This window comes from Pseudoflavitalea sp. G-6-1-2, from assembly GCF_012927185.1.
Taxonomy (GTDB): domain Bacteria; phylum Bacteroidota; class Bacteroidia; order Chitinophagales; family Chitinophagaceae; genus Pseudobacter.
Window position 1 is genome coordinate 327,939 of record NZ_JABBGB010000003.1, and the last position, 19,655, is coordinate 347,593.

Sequence of the window (19,655 nt, forward strand, 5' to 3'; positions counted from 1 at the left end):
CAGAAATGTGAGCCTTTTTTGTTTTATGGCTATCTGAGAATCTTTGTTGTGATGCTTAGTATGTGGCCCTGTCATTCCTATCGGTATTGTGCGAATAGGCTTGTGTTCATCCAGTGCGCTTCCAAAAGCAAAAGCCCTTAAGTCGATGATTTGAAGGCTTTTTTATTTTAACTATTTTAAGAACTTTGGTTAAGTAAGATGCTTTCAATTAATGGATATATTACACACTTTTGAGTTATACCAACTTCAATTAGAAGACATCAATGCAAATGGATACTGGTCCCGTCCTCAGGTATTGAGAGCATTCCGGGAGCAATTCCGGCATTTTACTGCTGAAGATATTAGCACGCTAACCACGTTTTTAACTGATAATAGAAAAAAATGGTTTGTTGCGGACCTGCTCAATCACCTCGATACATTCCCTGTTGATTTACTGAAACCCATGATCTATGCGGCTGTCGATGAGCCTGATCCAGGTTCAAATAAAGAGTTCATAAAACCCTGCAGAAGGGTATTTGGCTATCTGGAGATTCATCATATACTACTTGAGATCTTTCGTGAAGGAGACAAAGCTCGGAAAATAGGAGTTCTTAAAGCTTTTTATTGGACGAACCAAACAGTATATACTTTGACTGTTTCAGAGGGTAATAATCGATATGAACTAAAAGGGTATGATACTTTCTTTTGGGATATAGACTTCAAATCATTTGAAGAGGAATTCAAAGAGGATGCGGAAGTCTACAGGAAAGAACGACCCCGACAGAGAGCTGCTTACATAGAACAACTTAACGCAATGCTGTCAGAGTTTTTCAGCACTAGCGACCTTGAACTAAAATACCAGATAGCGCTCTATCTTCCCCAAAAAATAGAAGACTTCCCAGAAGAACTTTCAGAACAGGGGCACATTTTCTTAAGAAACAAGTCTAAACAAGGTGTACCTAACAACATTGCTGAATTAGATGAAGTCCGAAACATCAAAAGTTATTTTTTACGTAATGTCTTACTTAGGATAAAAAGAGCTTTCACGAAGGGAGGTAATATTACTTTGAAACAGAGATAAGGGGGCAAAATTATTGCTTCGAACTACCGATGCTTAACCCCGCAGGAAAAGGTTCACAGCGTTGTGAGCTTTTTTGTTTTACGGCTGTTCAATATCCTCCCACCTCTGCATTTGGTAGGTTTCTACCCGCGGTTTGTAGTTTCTCTGCAACATCCTTTCCGCTATTCAGTAAATTTAGCTGTACAGTGCAAAATCAATTACATGAAAAAGCCGGAAACGTTTTGGAACCGATCTGCAGACAGCTACGACAAAGAAGAAATGAGCTACAGTTCCACCCGTTTCAAACTTCTCGCACGCACCAAAAAACAACTCAGTAAACAAGATCATGTACTCGACTTCGGCTGCGCCACCGGCATCCTCGCCACTGAAATTGCAAGCGACGTTCACTCCGTTATTGGCATCGATACCGCAAGTCGTATGATAGAAATTGCACAGGATAAATCCGTCGATCTTCATATTACCAATGTTGCATACTCCAACATCGACATTTTCGATTCAACGCTTCGCCCTTCTTCCTTCGATGCAGTGCTTGCTATTTACCTTCTTCATCTGCTCGATAATCTGCCTGCGTATTTGAATCGCATCCATGATTTGATGAAACCCGGAGGTAAATTCATTTCACTCACACCATGCCCCGGTAAAAAATCATTTATCGGAAATGCACTGCTGCTTGCAGGTAAGATCGGTTTGATTCCATCCCAAACATTATTCAGCGTCTCCGAACTGGAAACCCATATCGCCAATGCTGGTTTCAGAATTTTGTCTTCAGAATGTCTGGCTCAGAAAGGTCGTCAGCAATTTATTGTAGCGAAGAAGAATTAGTAAAAGACGCATCAATGCTGCATCCTGACAGCCACTATACCGCCCGTCCATGTTTTAACTGCCATCTCACCGAATTCTTTACATTTGACCTTTATTACCGAAATACATTAACGATATGCAGTCCATTCTGAAAGCAATTCTGTTCGGTTCGCTGCTTCCTGTAGCTGCCTGCAACAACAATGATCAACAGGAAAAGAAACCGGAGGTCGAAACCGGCCAATCTTACGTAGCGCAGCGCCTCGCCGGTTATGCGCCTGTGAAATTAACAGCAGATCTCAGTTCGCTTACTGAGAAAGAAAAGCAAATGATCCCACTGCTCATCGAAGCCGCCAAAATTATGGATGATCTCTACTGGCAGCAATCGTTTGGCAATAAAGACAGCCTCCTCAATAGCATCAAAGATTCCGCTGCCCGCGAATTTGCGCGCATCAACTACGGTCCATGGGATAAGCTGAACAGCGATACGCCTTTCATTGCCGGCTTCGGAGCCAAACCTCATGGCGCCGAATTCTATCCGCATGATATGACCAAAGATGAACTCGAAAAATCTTCAGCAAAAGATAAACATGGCGAATACTCTGTAATTCGTCGTGACAGTACAGGAAAACTTATTTCCATTCCTTACCACCAGTTCTATCAGGAGCCGCTGAAACGCGCATCGGACCTGCTTTTGCAGGCAGCTGCACTCGCCGAAGATGCCGGACTGAAAAAATATCTCGAACTGCGTGCACAGGCGCTGATCACCGATAATTACATGCCCAGCGATATCGCGTGGATGGATATGAAGAACAACGGTCTCGATGTAATCATCGGCCCCATCGAGAATTATGAAGATCAGTTGTACAATTCACGCAACGCATTCGAAGCATACATTCTCGTTAAAGACAAAGAGTGGAGCAAGAAACTGGAGAAATATGTATCCATGCTTCCGGAACTTCAAAAAGGACTTCCCGTTGATGAAAAATACAAAAGCGAAAAGCCCGGTACTTCTTCTCAACTGAATGCCTATGATGTGATCTACTATGCAGGGCATAACAACTCCGGAGGAAAAACCATTGCAGTGAATCTGCCCAATAACGAAGAAGTGCAAAAATCAAAAGGCACACGCCGCTCACAACTCAAAAATGCCATGCGTGCCAAGTTCGATCAGATACTCATGCCTATCGCAAAAGAGCTGATCGATCCCAGCCAACTCGCGCAGGTGCAGTTCGATGCATTCTTTGCAGATGTAATGTTCCATGAAGTATCACATGGTCTCGGTATCAAAAATACCGTGAATGGCAAAGGGACCGTGCGTACTGCATTGCAGGAGCAAGGCTCATGGCTCGAAGAAGCCAAAGCTGATATCCTCGGTCTCTACATGGTAACCAAACTGGTTGAAATGAATGAGCTGCCCGGACCAATCGAAAACTATTACACCACATTCATGGCTGGCATTCTTCGTTCTGTTCGTTTCGGAGCAGGTGAAGCGCATGGTAAAGCCAATATGCTTGCCTTCAATTTCTTTGAAGAAAAAGGCGCTTTTGCCAAAACAAAAGACGGGCACTACAAAGTAGACGTAGCTAAGTTCCGCGATGCCATGAACGAACTGGGCAAGCTCATCCTTACCTTGCAAGGCGATGGCGATAAAGCTGCAGTTGAGAAACTGATGAAAGAAAAAGCTGTGGTGCGTCCTGATCTGCAGGCAGATCTCAATAGATTGCAGAAAGCAGGCATACCCGTAGATATCTTATTTGAGCAGGGGGTAGGTGTGCTGGGACTGAAATAGTTTCATGCGCATTTCTTCCAAAAGCAAAAGGCTCGCAGTAATGTGAGCCTTTTGCTTTTATTATCTTGTCTCCTCTGTCAGAGAGGCTGTGCAAACCGGCGCCGCAGACTCTTCTGTGAGGCTTTTTCTGAAGGCTGAAGGACTGATCCCTTTGTATTTCTTAAATGTTTTAGTGAAGTGGCTTTCATCCGTAAACCCGAACTCATCTGCTATTTCGTTCAGACGCATATCGCTGTGGCGCAGTCTTATATCGATCAATGAAAGTTTGTATTGCATAATGTATTGCTGCATGCTGCCATGTGTATGCTTTTTGAAATATTCGCTCACATAGTTGGGAGAAATATTGAAATGTGCAGCAATGTTTTCACTCTTCAGCTTTTGTGGTTCGTGGATATGCTGATGAATGAATTGCAGAATATGATGCCCTGTATCGGAAGAACTCTCTTTTGTATGATGCATGGAGATATTGCGCGCTATCACTGTAATGGTGGTATTGATCAGTTGCAGCATCAGTTCGTTCTGTAAAGATTTCTGCGAATCCAAGCCTTGCAGAATAGCCTCGAACACAGCTTTTGAAAGTGGCTGATCTTCGGGTTGAAGATTTACCTGACCCTTCAGATGACTTCCGTTTTGCAGAATGTATTCCAGTTTATGCATCCAGTCGCTTAGTGCGTTAAATTGTTTGTCTGTTCCATATTGCGCCTGAAGATAGATGTTGTTGAATCTGATAAACAGAAAACTGGTGGTGCTCTTTACATTGGTGAAATGATCAGATCCGGGTGGAACCAGAAAAAGATCGTTTTCCTTATAGTTGAAAATATTTCCATTGATATTGTATTCACCTGTTCCTTTCCGGATATAGGTTATCTCGAAATAGGTATGCATATGACGTTTGCAGGGACATTCATCCACTTCAAAATGCTCTACCTCAAACGGCTTTATCAGATTCTGGATCTCCATACCCGGAAAATTACAAATTATGCCCAAACTTGTACAAAGGAACCTCCCCAATTTCTTTGCAGCTTTGTCTTAAATAATTACAACAACATGAAAGCGATAAAGTTGACTGTGCTGTTTCTGGCGCCCTTTCTCTATGCAACAGCACAAACAAAGAGTACAGGATTCGATCCCGAAAGGCTGAAAAGAATAGACAGGTTCTTCGAAAATGAAATCAAAGAAAAACATATTCCCGGTGGTACAGTGCTGCTGATAAAAAAAGGTGAAGTGGTTTACAATAAAGCCTACGGCTATGCAGACATCGAAAGCAAAAGAAAAATGAAGACGGATGATATTTTCCGCATAGCCTCACAAACAAAGGCCGTTACCAGCGTAGCTGCCATGATGTTGTGGGAAGAAGGAAAATTTCTGCTCGATGATCCCATCAGCAAATACATTCCTGCATTCAAATCTCCCCAGGTGCTGGTGAGTTTCAATCCAAAGGACAGCAGTTATACCACCCGTCCTGCTAAGAGAGAAATCACCATCCGTCACTTGCTTTCCCACACATCCGGATTGATCTATAATCTGCCGTATATGGGAGATCCTGAACTTACCGCCATTTACCACAAAGCCGGCATCGCAGGTATACTGGGTAAAGCCAGCTCAACAGCAGGAGCTCAGATACCGCAACTGGCAAAACTCCCGCTGCTGCACGATCCCGGTGAATTTTTCACTTATAGCATCAGTACAGATGTGATCGGTTATCTGGTTGAACTGCTCAGCGGACAGGATCTGGAAACTTTCTTCCGTGAACGCATTTTCATTCCGCTCGATATGAGCGATACCTGGTTCAATCTGCCTGCAGATAAAGTACACCGGCTCATAAGCATTTATCAGCCAACTCAGAATGGGGAACTCATCAAAGCCGATCGTGTATTTGATCAATCTCCGGCCAACTATCCTGCCGTCGCACGTACAAATTTTTCCGGTGGTGGTGGATTGAGCTCAACCACTGCCGACTTTGCAAAGTTTCTGCAAATGATGCTGAACAAAGGAAAATATAAAGGCAAACGATTGCTGAGCCCTTCAACAGTTGAACTGATGCTTACCAATCAGCTGTCGGACAGTACACGTCCTTCGAAATATTCCTCCAAACCGGAAAGTTATCAGTTTGGATTGGGCTTTGCACTGGAAACAGAAAAGAACGATTTTCTTTTGCCCGTTAATAAAGGCACTTTCAACTGGGCAGGTGCATTCGCAACCTACTACTTTGTTGATCCAAAAGAAGAACTGATTGCCTTGTACTACACGCAGGAGTATTTGCCGGCACTGTGGAATTACTATGAAGAAATGACCAAGATAATTACCTATCAGGCCTTGTCTGATTAAGGTTATTCAACGATTTGCATAGTACGCAGTGAGAAGCTTTAATGTTTCTCACTGCGTTTTTTTATGGCAATACTTTATGGTTTGGTTGTAGTGATCCACCAGACATTCCCGAAAGGATCTTCCACACCACCGCTTCTTCCGTAATCTTTGTCATCGGGTTCCTGCACAGAAATTGCGCCAAGCTCCAGCGCTTTCTTATAGGTAGCATCTGCATCTGCAACATGGATATACAAACCGGCTGTCATGGGAGGCCAGTCTGTAAGCGAATTGGCAAACATGATGGTGCTGTCTCCAATGAAAACCTCCGCGTGCATGATCTCTCCCGTATCTCTTCTTCGTACCATTTTTTCTGTGGCATTGAAAACAGCTTTCATGAAGTCCATGAATTTTACTGCATCATCAACAATGATGTATGGCATCACCGTCTGATATCCCTGAGGAATAAATACCTGTTCCATAGTTCAGTTTTTATCAAAATTAAAATGGGCCAGGCGCCCAAAATTGTAGAATCCCGACAATTTAGCCTTCCCTCCACTCAGCGCCTTCAGGCCTGCCATGGAAGTATTCTTTGGGATGATATCCGGAGAAGGATTTGAAATCGCTGATGAAATGCGACTGATCATAATACCCGCACTCATACGCGATCTCCGTGAGGAGTTTATGCTGGCTGCCAAAATCATTCAGCGCTGTTTTGAACCGGCTGATGCGGTGCAGCAGTTTGGGACTCAATCCCGCATATTCCTTGAAATGCCGTTGCAGCGTGCGCTCCGTCATGTTGTACATTCCGGAAAGATGCGGAACAGAATCTATTTTTTTTGCATCGATCACATGCCGGATGGCGCTGAATGCAGCATTGTTATCTGAATATTGATGGAGCAATCTTTTTTCAAGAAATTCGATCAGCAATTTCTTTCTTGTTCCATTGCCTTGTGCAGTGATGATTTTTTCTTCGAGTTCCCTGCCCTCCGCTCCCAGCAAAGTGGGCAGATCGTAGGCTGTATCTGTTGCCTGATGCGCAGGAAAATTAAACAGCAGCGGAACTGCAAAGGGATACAGGTATGCTCCGAATATTCCGAACTGTTCGTTGATGATAAATCGCCGGTGCTGCTTTGTTTGCGCATGCAGTGTGGAATGAGTGGCATCTCCGTTATCGAGATCGGTGAATATGCCTTTGTAATGAAACAGCAATTCCACACATCCGTCGGCCATCGATCTGTACACATATGGGTTCGATTCGAAATTGCTTTCGAAAACCCAGAAGCATCGTACAAACTGTTTTAGACTCTCAGGAGGAGCGAAACAATAATAGTTCATCATTGAACAATTTCTGTTTACAAGGTAACACATAAATATTGCATCTGCCATAGAACCTGCAATTGGCGTGCCTCCCGCTTTGTGCAGAAGGCGTTATTTGGTGATAACCGGCGACGTTGATTATCCATTATTTAGATCAATTACCGATCTTCATCGCCATAAAAAACCTCTATACCGAGATGAGACTTATTTGCCTATTCACCCTGTTGCTCACCTGTATTGCAGCAACAGCACAACAGCCCCCGGTAACTAAGGCCAATTATCAACAGGCCGCAAGATTTGCTCCCCGCAAACTCAGCAAACTGATTTTCAGCACCAGCGTAGATCCGCACTGGCTCAAGAAAAGCGATCGCTTCTGGTACGAATACGAAACCACAGCAGGTAAGCAATGGATAATCGTAGATCCTGCAAAAGGAGAGAAGAAGCCCATGTTCAATAATGCAGACATGGCCGCAAAACTTACCCGCATTGTTAAGGATGCTTTCGATGCGCAGCACCTCAATATCGACAGTCTTCGTTTTGTGAAAGATGAGAACTGGATTCAGTTTGAAGTAAAAAGCACCATGGACGTAGTGAAGAAAGATACTGCCGCTAAAACCGGCAAAGGCGCACCTGCAACTCCGGTTCGCGAAAAAAAGACCTTCTACTTCGAATACAATCTCAACACTGCCGAGCTGATTGAATTGCCTGATTTCAAAAAGCCAAAGAGAAAACCATTCTGGGCAAATATTTCACCAGATGGGAATTTCATCCTCTTCGGCCGCAACAATAACCTCTTCTGGATGGACAAGGCCAATTACGAAAAGGCGCTTGTGAAGGAAGACGACAGCACCATCGTAGAAAACGCACTCACCAAAGATGGAGAAGAATTCTTCAGTTATCATGGTGCAGGCGCTTTTGGTGGTGGTGGCGAAACCAATGTAGACAAAGAAAAGAACAAGGATAAACGCAAACCTGTACCTGCAAGATGGTCGCCAGACAGCAAGTACTTTGCCATCATCCGCACCGATACCAGAAAAGTGAAAGACCTCTGGGTGATCAACAGCATCGCAGATCCACGCCCTACCATCGAAACCTACAAATACATGATGGCAGGGGAGAAGGAAGCTCCGGTAGATCATCTCTATCTGTTCGATGCAACTGCAAAAACAAGCAAAGAACTGCAGGTGAGTCTGTTCAAAGATCAGAGCCTGAATATCTGGGGTGATGTAGAAAAAGCAAATACGCGTGATGATGATTTCCGTGCGGCACGCTGGCTCGGAGATGGGCAATCATTCTATTTCAGCCGTACCGGCCGCGATCTCAAGAAGATCGATGTATGTAAAGTAGATATTACCACCGGTGCCGTGAAAGTATTGATAGAAGAGCGTTTCAACTCTTTCATCGAAGTACGCAGAATCGGACTGGTGAACAACGGAAAAGAAATCATTCACTGGAGCGAACGCGACGGATGGGCGCATTTTTACCTCTACGATGGAAACGGAAATCTCAAAAATCAGATCACATCCGGCACCTGGCACGCTGAAAATATCCTTGGTATCGACGAAGCCAAACGCGTACTTTATTTCTCCGGCAACGGAAGAGAAGCAAACGAAGATCCATATTACCTGCATGCCTATCGTGTGAACTTCGATGGCACAGGTCTGAAACTCCTCAACCCCGGCGAGTTTGAACATGCCATGAGTTTCAACGACAACAACAATTATTTCGTAGATAACTACTCAAGAGTAAACACAGTTCCGAAATCAGCACTCTACACATCCGACGGACGGAAAGTGATAGATCTCGAAACTGCCGATCTCTCTTCACTCATGGCAACCGGTTTCAAATTCCCTGAAACCTTCAAAGTGAAAGCGGATGATGGCATCACTGATATCTATGGTGTACTGTACAAACCGATGGACTTCGATTCCACAAAGAAATATCCGGTGATCGAATACGTGTATCCCGGCCCTCAGACAGAGGCGGTGAACAAAGCATTCGGCCGCTCGATGGATCGTACAGACAGGCTGGCTAATCTCGGTTTCATTGTGGTAACAGTGGGCAATCGTGGCGGGCATCCATCGCGCAGCAAATGGTATCACAATTTCGGATATGGCAATCTCCGCGACTACGGTCTCGCTGATAAGAAAGCAGCGGCCGAACAACTGGCTGATCGCTACACATGGTTCGATGTAAACCGCGTGGGCATTCATGGCCATTCCGGTGGCGGATTCATGAGCACTGCAGCCATGTTGGTTTATCCGGGATTCTTCAAAGTGGCAGTGTCTTCAGCAGGCAACCACGATAACAATATTTACAATCGCTGGTGGAGCGAACAACACCATGGTGTGAGTGAAGTGATCACCGGACAGGATACCAGCTTTGTGTACAATATCGAGAAGAATCAGGATCTCGCGAAGAACCTCCGCGGACACCTCATGCTGGCGCATGGCGATATCGACAATAACGTACACCCTGCAAATTCTGTACGGGTAGCCAATGCACTCATCAAAGCCAACAAGCGTTTCGACCTATTATTGTTGCCGGGACAGCGTCACGGCTTCGGCGACATGACGGAATATTTCTTCTGGAGAATGGCCGACTACTTCACCCTGCATCTCATGGGCGATACCACAGAACGCCCTGTGGACATGGAAGAAGCGAACCGTGAAATTGAACAGAGCGGTCCCAAAGGAATGAGCCGCGGCAGATCTCCTTATTCAACCGAAGAATAAATTATTGTTTCAATACAAAGCCCTCTGCCGATCGCAGAGGGCTTTTTTTATGGCTCTACCACAATGTTTTACCCGATTTCGTTGTTGCCATTTCCTCATTTCGTAAGCTAATCCTTTGTTCTGCTTTTAGTTTTGCGCGAAATATCTCCCCAGTGAAAATTTATTTCTTCAGACAGTTAATGTTGACTGCAATCCTGGCCCTGATCACGTTTGTTTCATTTGCACAGGAAAAATCCGGAAGCATCCGGGGTACTGTAATTACTTCAGACAGCACGCCTGCAGCCAATGTGAGCGTAATTATTCAATCCACCAAACAGGGAACAGCTACCGATAACGATGGCAATTTCGAATTTGCCAGATTGAAAGCAGGGCAGTACGTATTGCAGGTATCATTGCTGGGATATGAAGAAATTGAGCAAATAGTAACAGTGGTAAGCGGACAAACTGCTTCTCCATTGTTCACGCTAAAGATCAGCAACAACCAACTGCAGACCGTGATCATCACGGCCGGGAAGAATAAATTTCTGGTGAAGAAAAGTCAGACAGTCGCTAAAATGCCGCTCTCGAATCTGGAGAACCCACAGGCATACAGCAGCATTTCCAAAGAGCTGATCAAAGAGCAGGTAACAACAGATTTCAGCAACCTGCTGAAGAATGCACCGGGTGTGTACAAGATATCAGGAACACGCGGTATCAACCTCGATGGAGCAACGGCCTACAGTCTCCGTGGATTCAGAACCGAAGTGTCGATGATCGATGGCATGCCTTCGCAAACGAATGGAGAGATAGATCCTGCGAACGTAGAAAAAGTTGAAGTGCTGCGCGGACCATCCGGTACACTCTTCGGAGGAGCCGTTACTTCATTCGGTGGAGTGATCAACATCATCACCAGAAAACCTCAGGAGAAATTTGGCGGAGAAGTGAGTTATGCTACCGGCAGCTTTAATCTTAATCGTGCTACCGCTGATGTGTATGGATCACTGAATAAAAAAGGATCAGTGCTCGGCAGAATCAATGCCAGCTTCCAGCGCCAGGGCAGCTTTCAGGATGTTGGTTTCAGGCAAACGTTCTTCATAGCACCTGCACTCGAAATCCGCATGAACCCAAAATTAAAGATCAACCTCAATGCTGAGATCTATAATTCGGAGTTCACCAATGCAAGCTCTATCTTTCTCAACCGTGTTCGTCAACTCGTAGCAAGAACGCCTGATGAATTGAAATTCGATTGGCATCGTTCCTACACTACCAAAGACATCACCATGAAAACGCCCACCACCAATCTCAGGGCGCAGGTGCAGTATCAGCTTGCAAAAAACTGGACTTCCACCACCATCATCTCGCGCAATGAAAGACGCAGCAATGGTTTCTATCAGTATGAATTCATCAGGTTGACCAACGATTACATGCTGGAAAGAAATATCAGTTTGCAGAAAACGCGCAACGCCACTTTTAATGCGCAACAAAATTTTGTGGGAGATTTCAAGATCGGCAAACTGCGCAACAGACTTGTATTTGGGCTCGATTATGTGAACTTTGGATTGAAGAACAACAATTCTCCCTATATCGCATTCGATACCATCAATGCTCAGCAATACGACGAAGCCAAATACAGAAGCCTTACACGGGATGCAGTAATGGCAAAGATCACTGCAGCGCAGAACAATCCCAAAATAAGCCGGGTATGGAACAGCAGCCAAAGCAACGTCTACAGCGCTTATCTCTCCGATGTGCTGAACATAACTGATAATCTGATGGCAATGGTAAGCCTTCGTTTGGATCGTTTTGAAAGCAATGGCACTTACGACGGAGCAACCGATACATTGCAAAAGAATACCAAATTCGGTCAGACAGCGCTTTCACCAAAGTTTGGCCTGGTGTATCAACTGATCAAAGATCGTGTATCGGTGTTCGCCAATTACATGAATGGTTTCGCCAACGTAACACCGAAAGTGCAACCACGCAGTGATATTTCTCCGATGATGAAACCGCAACATGCCAATCAATATGAAGCTGGTGTGAAATTAGACCTGTTGAATGGCAGACTGAATCTTACAGCCAGTTACTACGACATAAAATTGAATAATGCCGTCCGTACTGATGTTGTAGTGATCAACGGCGAAAGTGTTCCCGGTGTAACAGTACAGAATGGAATGCAGTACAGCAGAGGGTTTGAGCTGGAGGTGATCGCCAACCCTGTAAGCGGACTCAATCTGGTGGCAGGGTATACGCACAATAACAGCGAGTTCACCAAAACATCGGCAGAGACTGATGGCAGAAGACCTCCCGGCGCAGGTCCATCTGATCTTGCCAACGCATGGATCAGCTACGGTATTCCAAAAGGAAAACTGAAAGGACTTGGTGCAGGCTTCGGCGGAAACTACGTAAGCAAATTCAATACGGTGAATACGGTAAAAACAGGATTGTTCACTTTCCCTTCTTACACATTGCTGAATGCAACTGTGTTCTATGAAACAAAGCGTTTCAGGGTAGGTCTGAAAGTGGATAATCTCAACGATGTTGATTATTTCCTCGGCCAAGGTGTAATAGCTGCACAAATGCCGAGATCATACATCGCTAATTTCACCGTGAAACTATAGTTTTTAGATTGTCAACCGTCAAAGAACAGCAAAGGCCCGGATGTTTCCGGGCCTCGTTGTTTAATCGATATTGATCTAGAATTTTCTTTCCTGATAAGGCGTACCTGTCTGTTCTTCGCAATACGATTTCAGGCTGTAGAGAAACATGGCCCAGTTGTAATTGCACCAGCGGTAGAACTCTGTAACTTCAGCCCAGTTGAAATGTTTGAGCACGATAGCTGTTACCCCTTTTTTGTTTTCGGATAGTTCAAATGAGATACCGGTTCCAATCCATTCTTTATCGCTATCCACGCATTCCCAGACGATCTTTTCGTCCTGTTTCAATTCAAGCACCTTCATTTTGGTGAGAGGATCTTCGTCGAAATCGAATTCGTTGATGAATCCAACTTCAGGTTTTACGTTCAGTTTGGTGGTCCATACTCTGCCTAATCCTTCCTGGGTTGTGAGTGCTTTGTAAACGACCGATGCGGGAACTTTGATGTAGTTGATATGTTCAATTGCTGCCATGTGATGTTTTTTTGCAGCAACAAGTTAACTCCAAATCGCATGTAAATAAGATGCAGACTGCATTTTGCCGTATTCGACACCAGTTGCATCGAATAAGACAATCATGCTTTGCCCGGTGCAGCAGCAGTTCTTGCGCGTGGGTCTGTGAATGCGAGAAAAGTTGCGATCAATCCCAAAACAAAAAAGCTCAGCACCAGCGGAAGAATATTGCTGCGCAGAAAATGACTGATCAGCGATCCTAATCCTGCCCCAATAAAAAAGAAAGATGTGCCATACAGTGAGCTTGCAATACCTGCCGCATTGCCCAGTGGTTCCAGTGCAAGAGCGCTGCTATTGGGTTCCACGGCCAGATTCAATCCGAGCAACAATGCAATGGCAGTAAAGAATACAGGCATAAATGGAGGATCTCCAAAAACGATTGTATTGATCAGCAATGCGGCGCTTGCGAGTGAATAAAAACAGAGCAGCCATTTGATCACCACCCGTGCTCCGTATCTGGAAGAAAGTTTTGAGTTCAGCAATGTACAAAGAGATGCAGCGAGCCCTCCACCTGCAAATACCCACACAAACAGATCGGGCCTTTTGTAAATATCTCCGATGATATGTTCCGAACTCGATACGTAAGAACTCAATGCCGTAAACAGCATGGTTGTGATTGCTGTGTATCTTAAAAAAACACGATTGCTCAAAACTGATTTTACGGTCCGGGAAATGCTTTTCCAATCGGGAGGAATACGTTTTTCTTTCGGAAGTGATTCTTCCAGTCTGAGCGACCACACAAATACAATCATTGCAAATAATGGTGGAGTGAGAAAAACTGCTTTCCATGAAAATACATGGAGGATGGCTGCCCCCGCAAACGGTGCGAGTACGGGCGTGAACAGAAAAATGGTGAAGATGAGGCTCATGATGCGGGCCATCTGATTGCCCACAAATCTGTCACGTACACTGGCAATGGTTGTCATGAATACTGCTGATGCGCCTACTCCGGCGAGGAATCTTGCAGCGAGCATCACTTCGAGGTTTGGAGCAAAAGCAGCAATGAGTCCGCATACGATGTAAAGCGGAAAACCCAGTCGCAGTATCGCCAGTCTTCCATATCTGTCCGACAAAATACCGAATATGAGTTGTGCGATCTGGCCCATGAAGAAGAAAGAAATGATCTTCGAAGTCTCAGTTGATTCATGGCTTAATCCAAATTCCGTGCGTAATGCTGCAAAGGCTGGCAGCATAATATCGATACCCAATGCGGTTAAAGCCATGGTGCAGGCAGATAGTGCAATAAACTCAGCCGGCTTCATTTTCATTGAAATAGTCATGGTAGGTTTTTTGTTGGTCGGTTTGGTCGGACGGGGCGGGAACGATCGGTACCAATGTTAATGCAAAGTTATTGCCGCAGTTCAAGAGCAGAAGGGGGTGATCTGGACCTGCTTGCGGGGTAATCTGGACTTTAAATGAACAATCCGCGTATTTATAAAATTTGGAAAAATATACCGGTTGGTATAATTTTGCGGACTGATCTGCCAACTATGTCAAAAAGTGATGAAACAAAAGCGTATATCATTGAACGAACTGCGGAGCTTTTCAACCGGAAAGGTTTTGCGGGTACTTCATTGTCTGATATGACCCAGGCTACGGAACTCACCAAAGGCAGCATCTATGGCAATTTTGCCAATAAAGATGAAGTAGCGCTGGCGGCATTCGATCATAACCTGAAACAAGTGAATGATGTGCTGGTGGAGGAAGTATCCAAACATAGCACTGCCAGAGGGAAGCTGCTGGCGTATGGAAAGGTCTATGCAAATTTTGAAGATTATCCTTTCCCCGGTGGTGGATGCCCTGTGCTCAATACAGCCACAGAGGCGGATGATACGCATCCGGCACTGAGAAAAAAAGCAAAGGCAGCGCTCAACGGCTGGAAGAAAAAAATTGAAGGAATCGTACAGTCCGGTATCGATAATGGAGAATTCCGAAAAGATACCGAGGTGGAAAGAGTGGCACTGACCATCATTGCATTGATCGAAGGGTCGATGATGATTGCCTGTACGCTGGGCAAACCGGAGTACCGGAAAACAATCATGCAATCACTTGATCAGTTCATTCGTCAACTGAAATAAGTTTTTACTGTTATAGCTAAAGTTAAATAACGGAAACCCAAGAAGAATAAATCCAAAAGACCAAAAAATGAAAAGAGTAGTTGTTACCGGCCTTGGCGCCATTACACCCCTGGGAAATAGCGTAGAGGAGTTCTGGAAGAATGTAATTGCAGGTGTTTCAGGAGCTGATGTTATCACAAAATTTGATACAGCCAAATTCAAAACTCAGTTTGCCTGCGAAGTGAGAGGATTTAATCCCGAAGAATATTTCGAAAAGAAAGAAGCGAGAAAATACGACCTCTTCACTCAATATGCAGTAGCTGCCAGTGATGCAGCCATCAAAGATGCTGGTCTCGATCTGGCGAATTTTACCAATGAACAGCGCAATGAGATCGGTGTGATCTGGGCTTCCGGAAACGGTGGCATCGGAACATTCGAGGAGCAGCTGAAAGAGTTCTTTGCCGGCGATGGTACGCCGCGATTCAATCCATACTTCATTCCTAAAATGATTGTAGATATCGCTGCGGGTGTGATCTCTATCCGCCACAAATTATTCGGACCGAACTATTGTACCGTATCGGCCTGTGCGTCTTCCAACACGGCACTGATCAATGCTTTCGATACCATCAGACTGGGTAAAGCAAAAGTGATGGTAACCGGCGGATCTGAAGCTCCTGTAACCAAATCGGCTATGGGCGGCTTCAATGCATCACAGGCGTTGAGCAAAAACAATGAAGATGCGAAAGGCGCTTCACGTCCGTTCGATAAAACCAGAGATGGTTTTGTGATGGGCGAAGGAGCGGGTGCAGTGATTCTCGAAGAGCTCGAACACGCCCTCGCACGCGGAGCGCGTATCTATGCTGAGTTCATCGGTGGCGGAATGGCCGGCGATGCTTACCATCTTACAGGAACTGCTCCCGATGGATATGGTGCTGCGCTTGGTATGAGAAAAGCACTCGAAGATGCAGGCATCACTGCCGATAAGATCGATTACATCAATACACATGCTACCAGCACTCCGCTGGGTGATACCAGTGAAATGATCGCTGTTGATTCTCTGTTCAAAGGAATGCCGGTGGTAGTAAGTGCTACCAAATCCATGACAGGTCACTTGTTGGGAGCTGCGGGCGCTATCGAAACCATCATCTCCGTATTGGCGATCAGGGATAGCATTGTGCCTCCAACCATCAACACTACTGAGATCGATGATGAAATCCCCATGAAAGAAAATATCCTGCTTGGATCAGCGAAGAAGATGGAAGTGAATTATGTTCTCAACAACACTTTCGGATTCGGAGGCCACACAGCCAGCTCTATTTTCAAAAAATATGAAGCATAGTGGTTTTTCGATCGATGGATTAGCAAACCTGCTTCGTAAAAAATACCAGATAAAAATGAAAGGCTCGCAGCATTGTGAGCCTTTCGTTTTAATATTATCTTTAGCTCCATGTCGCTTCAGATCCCCTGGCTCAACTCTCTGATTCATTTTTTTATGCGTGGTCGTGAGGCCGCAGTGAAGGCCGTGGTACCTGTTTTACAATCGCAGTTTCCTTTTTTCAACAAGCTGAGTATGGAACAGCGGAAGTTGTTTGCAGCACGGGTTTACCTGTTTTCGAAGTCGAAGAATTTTCATTTTCTGGGGATGGAGACAAATGCAGATATTTCTACACTGGTAAGCGCGGCAGCCATTCAGCTAACATTCGGACTGCCCGAATTCAGGTTCAGTTATTTTGAGGATATCTTCATCATCAAAACAGCGTATACAGTGGGGGAGAGTAACGTTCCGTGGGCCGGGCACGTAACTCCGCAGGGGATCTATGTTGCATGGGATCATGTACAGCGTGGATATGCAACCGAAAACGACGGGTACAATGTTGGCCTGCACGAAATGGCTCATGCAATGGAATATGAACTCGCGTTTGGAGCGTATGCAGAAGACCCGAAACTCGGCTATCGGTTCACTCAACTGAAACTTTGGATGAATGAAAATATACTGAATCGAACGGCTTCGGATAATTCATTCTTGTTTTCAGAACAGGGACGAAACAATGTGCATGAATGCTGGGCGGAGAGCGTGGAATTGTTTTTCGAGAAGCCTGCGGAATTGAGACAGGCCTATCCCGATTTATATGAAAGAATTTCCTTGCTGCTTAATCAGCGTCAGCTGGGGAATGTAAAAGCTGATGTTGTTGCTTAGTTTCAAAGTATTGTATGGCGAAGGTTTCCCAGTTTTTGATTGTTCCCGCCTGCAGGCCACAATATTCAGCCAGGTGCTGATAAATTTCTTCTTTCTTCATACCTTCTTTTCTCAGATATTGAATGGAAATGGACCCTGCGGTTTTTGAAAGTTTTGTTCCTTCACTATCGTGTAACAAATCATGATGATAGAAACCTGCCTTTCCGAAATCATTGGTGGAGATCAGCTCCGAAAGGTATGTTTGTGCAAGACTTGAGTGCCAGAGATCATTTCCTCTTACGATAAAGTCTACTCCAAAATGAATATCATCTATCAGTGAAGAGAGTTGATAGCTGGGTATTCCGTTCTTCTTTCTTACAACGAAGAATTGCATCAGGGCGGGCAGTGCAGTACTGATGTTTCCCTGTTCGAGCGTGTGGATCATCAGTTGTTTTTCCGGCGAGGTGTGGAGACGCCAGTTGATCTGCGCTTCGGAGAGGGCAGGCCCGTTTTTGGTGCAGGTGCCGGGGTAGCTGCCATCGGGCGAAAGCTGATTCAGCAGAGACCGGCTGCAGCTGCAGGCAAATACCTGACCGGTGCTCCTGAGCTGATCAAGTGCATGCTGATATAAATGCAGGCGATGCGTTTGAGAATACTGCTGACGAAATTCGCTGAGTGTGCGGGGGCCTTCGTCCCAGGGAATTTCCATGAAATTCAGTGTATCGAGGATGTCGAGAACATAGTCGTCGTGATAGCGTTCGCGATCGAGATCGTCGATGCGAAGCAGGATGGAAGCTCCATTCCGCCTGGCCAGTGCTGCGGTAAGCACAAATGACAGCAGGTTACCCAGATGCAGAAATCCGCTGGGAGTGGGCGCTATTCTTGTTTTTTTGAAGGGCAGAAGTGGAATCATTTCAGGGTACAATAATAGTTTTCTTTAAAAAATAATGAAAATTGAATTTATGCCCTTATATTTGCAACCCGCATTTGGATTGGTAGTTCAGTTGGTTAGAATGCCGCCCTGTCACGGCGGAGGTCGCGGGTTCGAGTCCCGTCCAGTCCGCAAGAAGCTTCACAGAGTTGTGAGGCTTTTTTGTTTTTATTACCTGCTATTTATTCCTCATTCTGCTTCCTGCATTTACACTTCATTTCAAATTCCTCTTAAAAAAATCACCGGCAAGGCTCTCTACTTTTAAATGCACCTGATGCCTGTTTACACCCGGATCATCAACAAATGGAACCGGTGCCTCTTTCTTCAATTCGTCATCTGCTTCGGACAACATTACATAATGCCCGACTTTTCCGCCGAACTCATAATAACCAGATCCATTGATCAGCTTATGATATACTCTCGCATTGCTTTTTACAGGCGCCATGCTGTCTGCTAACGAACCAATAATAAAAACTGGTCTCTGTACATTCTTAAACTGCTGTTTTCTGAGAAACCCCGGACCTGTACCGGGCGATAACGCAAAGAATGCATGGATGCGGCTATCTTTCAGATTGGGAACCTTTTTAGTGGCCGCAAGCAAAGTACTGTCGTACAGCAATCGTCCCAACCCCGGATATTCCGGAAACTCAACTTCTTTGTGACCTACTGTGCGATAGTAATGTATCAGCACCGGATAATCAACTACTCCACCAGCCAAAGCGATCACAGTATATCCTCCAAATGAAAAACCTAATGCGCCGATTTTTTGAGAATCTATCACTGCTCTAAAATCCTTTTCATTCAGCAGTTGAGTAAGCGCAAAACTGATATCCTGCGGCCTTTCCCATGGCTTCATAAATTCAACCGGAATCTTATTATCCGTTGTGTTACCCCAATGATCAACAGCAGCTACAATAAAACCGGATTGCACCAGACTTTGTGCTAACCATTCCAATGAATGCCGGCTTCCGCCCGTTCCGTGTGAAACCATAATGAGCGGCAACTTACCCGCCGGCAAACTACCGTCCCGTACCGTATAATTTCGCAATACAGGAGCATACTTTTTATCACTTGCTTTAAGCGTATCTGTAGTTGGATACCATACTTCGGTAACTATTGGCCGGTTGCGCTTTTCATCTTTGTAATGCAAGGTTCGTTCGCCTATGTTGAAAGTGTGTGCATTCTGCCCATTGACAACCTGGTGAATAAGTAAGAATAGTATAGCGATCAGGATATTGTTTTGGATACTTTTTCTCATAGTTGTTTGGGTTTAAGGCTTATCTGAAGGCTGATTCATTGAATGAAATCTATTCCTGAATTTATGAAATTATCCAGGTAT

At 45.0% G+C, this 19,655-nt stretch carries 16 protein-coding genes and 1 tRNA gene; 10 read left to right on the forward strand and 7 right to left on the reverse strand.

What is annotated here, in order from left to right; genetic code table 11:
• Positions 1 to 211: 211 nt before the first annotated feature.
• The 3 genes from HHL16_RS18590 to HHL16_RS18600 all read left to right on the forward strand — a co-directional run bounded on the left by HHL16_RS18590 (position 212) and on the right by HHL16_RS18600 (position 3,650).
• Positions 212 to 1,060 (forward strand): hypothetical protein, encoded by an 849-nt coding sequence (locus HHL16_RS18590; protein ID WP_169426848.1) that lies wholly within the window; start codon positions 212 to 214, stop codon positions 1,058 to 1,060.
• Positions 1,061 to 1,261: 201 nt separating this feature from the next.
• Positions 1,262 to 1,882 carry a class I SAM-dependent methyltransferase gene (locus HHL16_RS18595; protein ID WP_169426849.1) on the forward strand — a complete coding sequence of 207 codons (621 nt, stop codon included), beginning with the start codon at positions 1,262 to 1,264 and terminating at the stop codon, positions 1,880 to 1,882.
• A 115-nt stretch (positions 1,883 to 1,997) separates the two neighbouring features.
• Positions 1,998 to 3,650, forward strand: a complete 1,653-nt coding sequence (locus HHL16_RS18600; RefSeq protein ID WP_169426850.1) for a Zn-dependent hydrolase — start codon at positions 1,998 to 2,000, stop codon at positions 3,648 to 3,650.
• Between the two features lie 60 nt (positions 3,651 to 3,710).
• Here the strand turns inward: HHL16_RS18600 and HHL16_RS18605 are convergent, their stop codons facing one another.
• A complete protein-coding gene (locus tag HHL16_RS18605) occupies positions 3,711 to 4,610 on the reverse strand; it encodes a helix-turn-helix domain-containing protein (RefSeq protein WP_169426851.1) in 900 nt (299 codons plus the stop codon).
• 87 nt (positions 4,611 to 4,697) lie between these two features.
• Here HHL16_RS18605 and HHL16_RS18610 point away from each other — a divergent pair, with 87 nt between their 5' ends.
• Positions 4,698 to 5,978 carry a serine hydrolase domain-containing protein gene (locus tag HHL16_RS18610; protein ID WP_169426852.1) on the forward strand — a complete coding sequence of 427 codons (1,281 nt, stop codon included), beginning with the start codon at positions 4,698 to 4,700 and terminating at the stop codon, positions 5,976 to 5,978.
• 74 nt (positions 5,979 to 6,052) lie between these two features.
• Here the strand turns inward: HHL16_RS18610 and HHL16_RS18615 are convergent, their stop codons facing one another.
• Positions 6,053 to 6,436 carry a VOC family protein gene (locus tag HHL16_RS18615; protein ID WP_169426853.1) on the reverse strand — a complete coding sequence of 128 codons (384 nt, stop codon included), beginning with the start codon at positions 6,434 to 6,436 and terminating at the stop codon, positions 6,053 to 6,055.
• Positions 6,437 to 6,497: 61 nt separating this feature from the next.
• On the reverse strand, positions 6,498 to 7,295 hold the full coding sequence (locus HHL16_RS18620) for a helix-turn-helix domain-containing protein (RefSeq protein ID WP_206022493.1): 798 nt from the start codon (positions 7,293 to 7,295) through the stop codon (positions 6,498 to 6,500).
• A 176-nt stretch (positions 7,296 to 7,471) separates the two neighbouring features.
• On the opposite strand from HHL16_RS18620, the gene HHL16_RS18625 reads away from it, so the two are divergent.
• Entirely contained in the window at positions 7,472 to 10,009 is a 2,538-nt protein-coding gene (locus tag HHL16_RS18625; RefSeq protein ID WP_169426854.1) for a DPP IV N-terminal domain-containing protein, read from the forward strand.
• Between the two features lie 179 nt (positions 10,010 to 10,188).
• Positions 10,189 to 12,606: a TonB-dependent receptor gene (locus HHL16_RS18630; RefSeq protein ID WP_169426855.1), complete on the forward strand. Its 2,418-nt coding sequence runs from the start codon at positions 10,189 to 10,191 to the stop codon at positions 12,604 to 12,606.
• Between the two features lie 75 nt (positions 12,607 to 12,681).
• Here the strand turns inward: HHL16_RS18630 and HHL16_RS18635 are convergent, their stop codons facing one another.
• The gene (locus HHL16_RS18635; RefSeq protein ID WP_169426856.1) at positions 12,682 to 13,113 is read right to left on the reverse strand and encodes an SRPBCC domain-containing protein; all 432 of its coding nucleotides are present in this window, start codon (positions 13,111 to 13,113) and stop codon (positions 12,682 to 12,684) included.
• Positions 13,114 to 13,214: 101 nt separating this feature from the next.
• Complete coding sequence (locus tag HHL16_RS18640) at positions 13,215 to 14,432, reverse strand: MFS transporter (RefSeq protein ID WP_240966266.1); 1,218 nt, start codon at positions 14,430 to 14,432, stop codon at positions 13,215 to 13,217.
• Positions 14,433 to 14,642: 210 nt separating this feature from the next.
• On the opposite strand from HHL16_RS18640, the gene HHL16_RS18645 reads away from it, so the two are divergent.
• From HHL16_RS18645 to HHL16_RS18655, 3 genes are all read left to right on the forward strand, one after another.
• Positions 14,643 to 15,230 carry a TetR/AcrR family transcriptional regulator gene (locus HHL16_RS18645; protein WP_169426857.1) on the forward strand — a complete coding sequence of 196 codons (588 nt, stop codon included), beginning with the start codon at positions 14,643 to 14,645 and terminating at the stop codon, positions 15,228 to 15,230.
• A gap of 67 nt (positions 15,231 to 15,297) precedes the next feature.
• Complete coding sequence (gene fabF, locus HHL16_RS18650) at positions 15,298 to 16,548, forward strand: beta-ketoacyl-ACP synthase II (protein ID WP_169426858.1); 1,251 nt, start codon at positions 15,298 to 15,300, stop codon at positions 16,546 to 16,548.
• A 108-nt stretch (positions 16,549 to 16,656) separates the two neighbouring features.
• On the forward strand, positions 16,657 to 17,406 hold the full coding sequence (locus tag HHL16_RS18655; protein WP_169426859.1) for a zinc-dependent peptidase: 750 nt from the start codon (positions 16,657 to 16,659) through the stop codon (positions 17,404 to 17,406).
• Here HHL16_RS18655 and HHL16_RS18660 read toward each other — a convergent pair.
• The gene (locus tag HHL16_RS18660; RefSeq protein WP_169426860.1) at positions 17,360 to 18,298 is read right to left on the reverse strand and encodes a glutamate--tRNA ligase family protein; all 939 of its coding nucleotides are present in this window, start codon (positions 18,296 to 18,298) and stop codon (positions 17,360 to 17,362) included. The genes HHL16_RS18655 and HHL16_RS18660 overlap by 47 nt on opposite strands.
• A 76-nt stretch (positions 18,299 to 18,374) precedes the next feature.
• Between HHL16_RS18660 and HHL16_RS18665 the strand changes: the two genes are divergently transcribed.
• Positions 18,375 to 18,448 (forward strand) — tRNA-Asp (locus HHL16_RS18665).
• An 82-nt stretch (positions 18,449 to 18,530) separates the two neighbouring features.
• Here HHL16_RS18665 and HHL16_RS18670 read toward each other — a convergent pair.
• Entirely contained in the window at positions 18,531 to 19,574 is a 1,044-nt protein-coding gene (locus HHL16_RS18670) for a dienelactone hydrolase (protein WP_169426861.1), read from the reverse strand.
• Positions 19,575 to 19,655 lie beyond the last annotated feature (81 nt).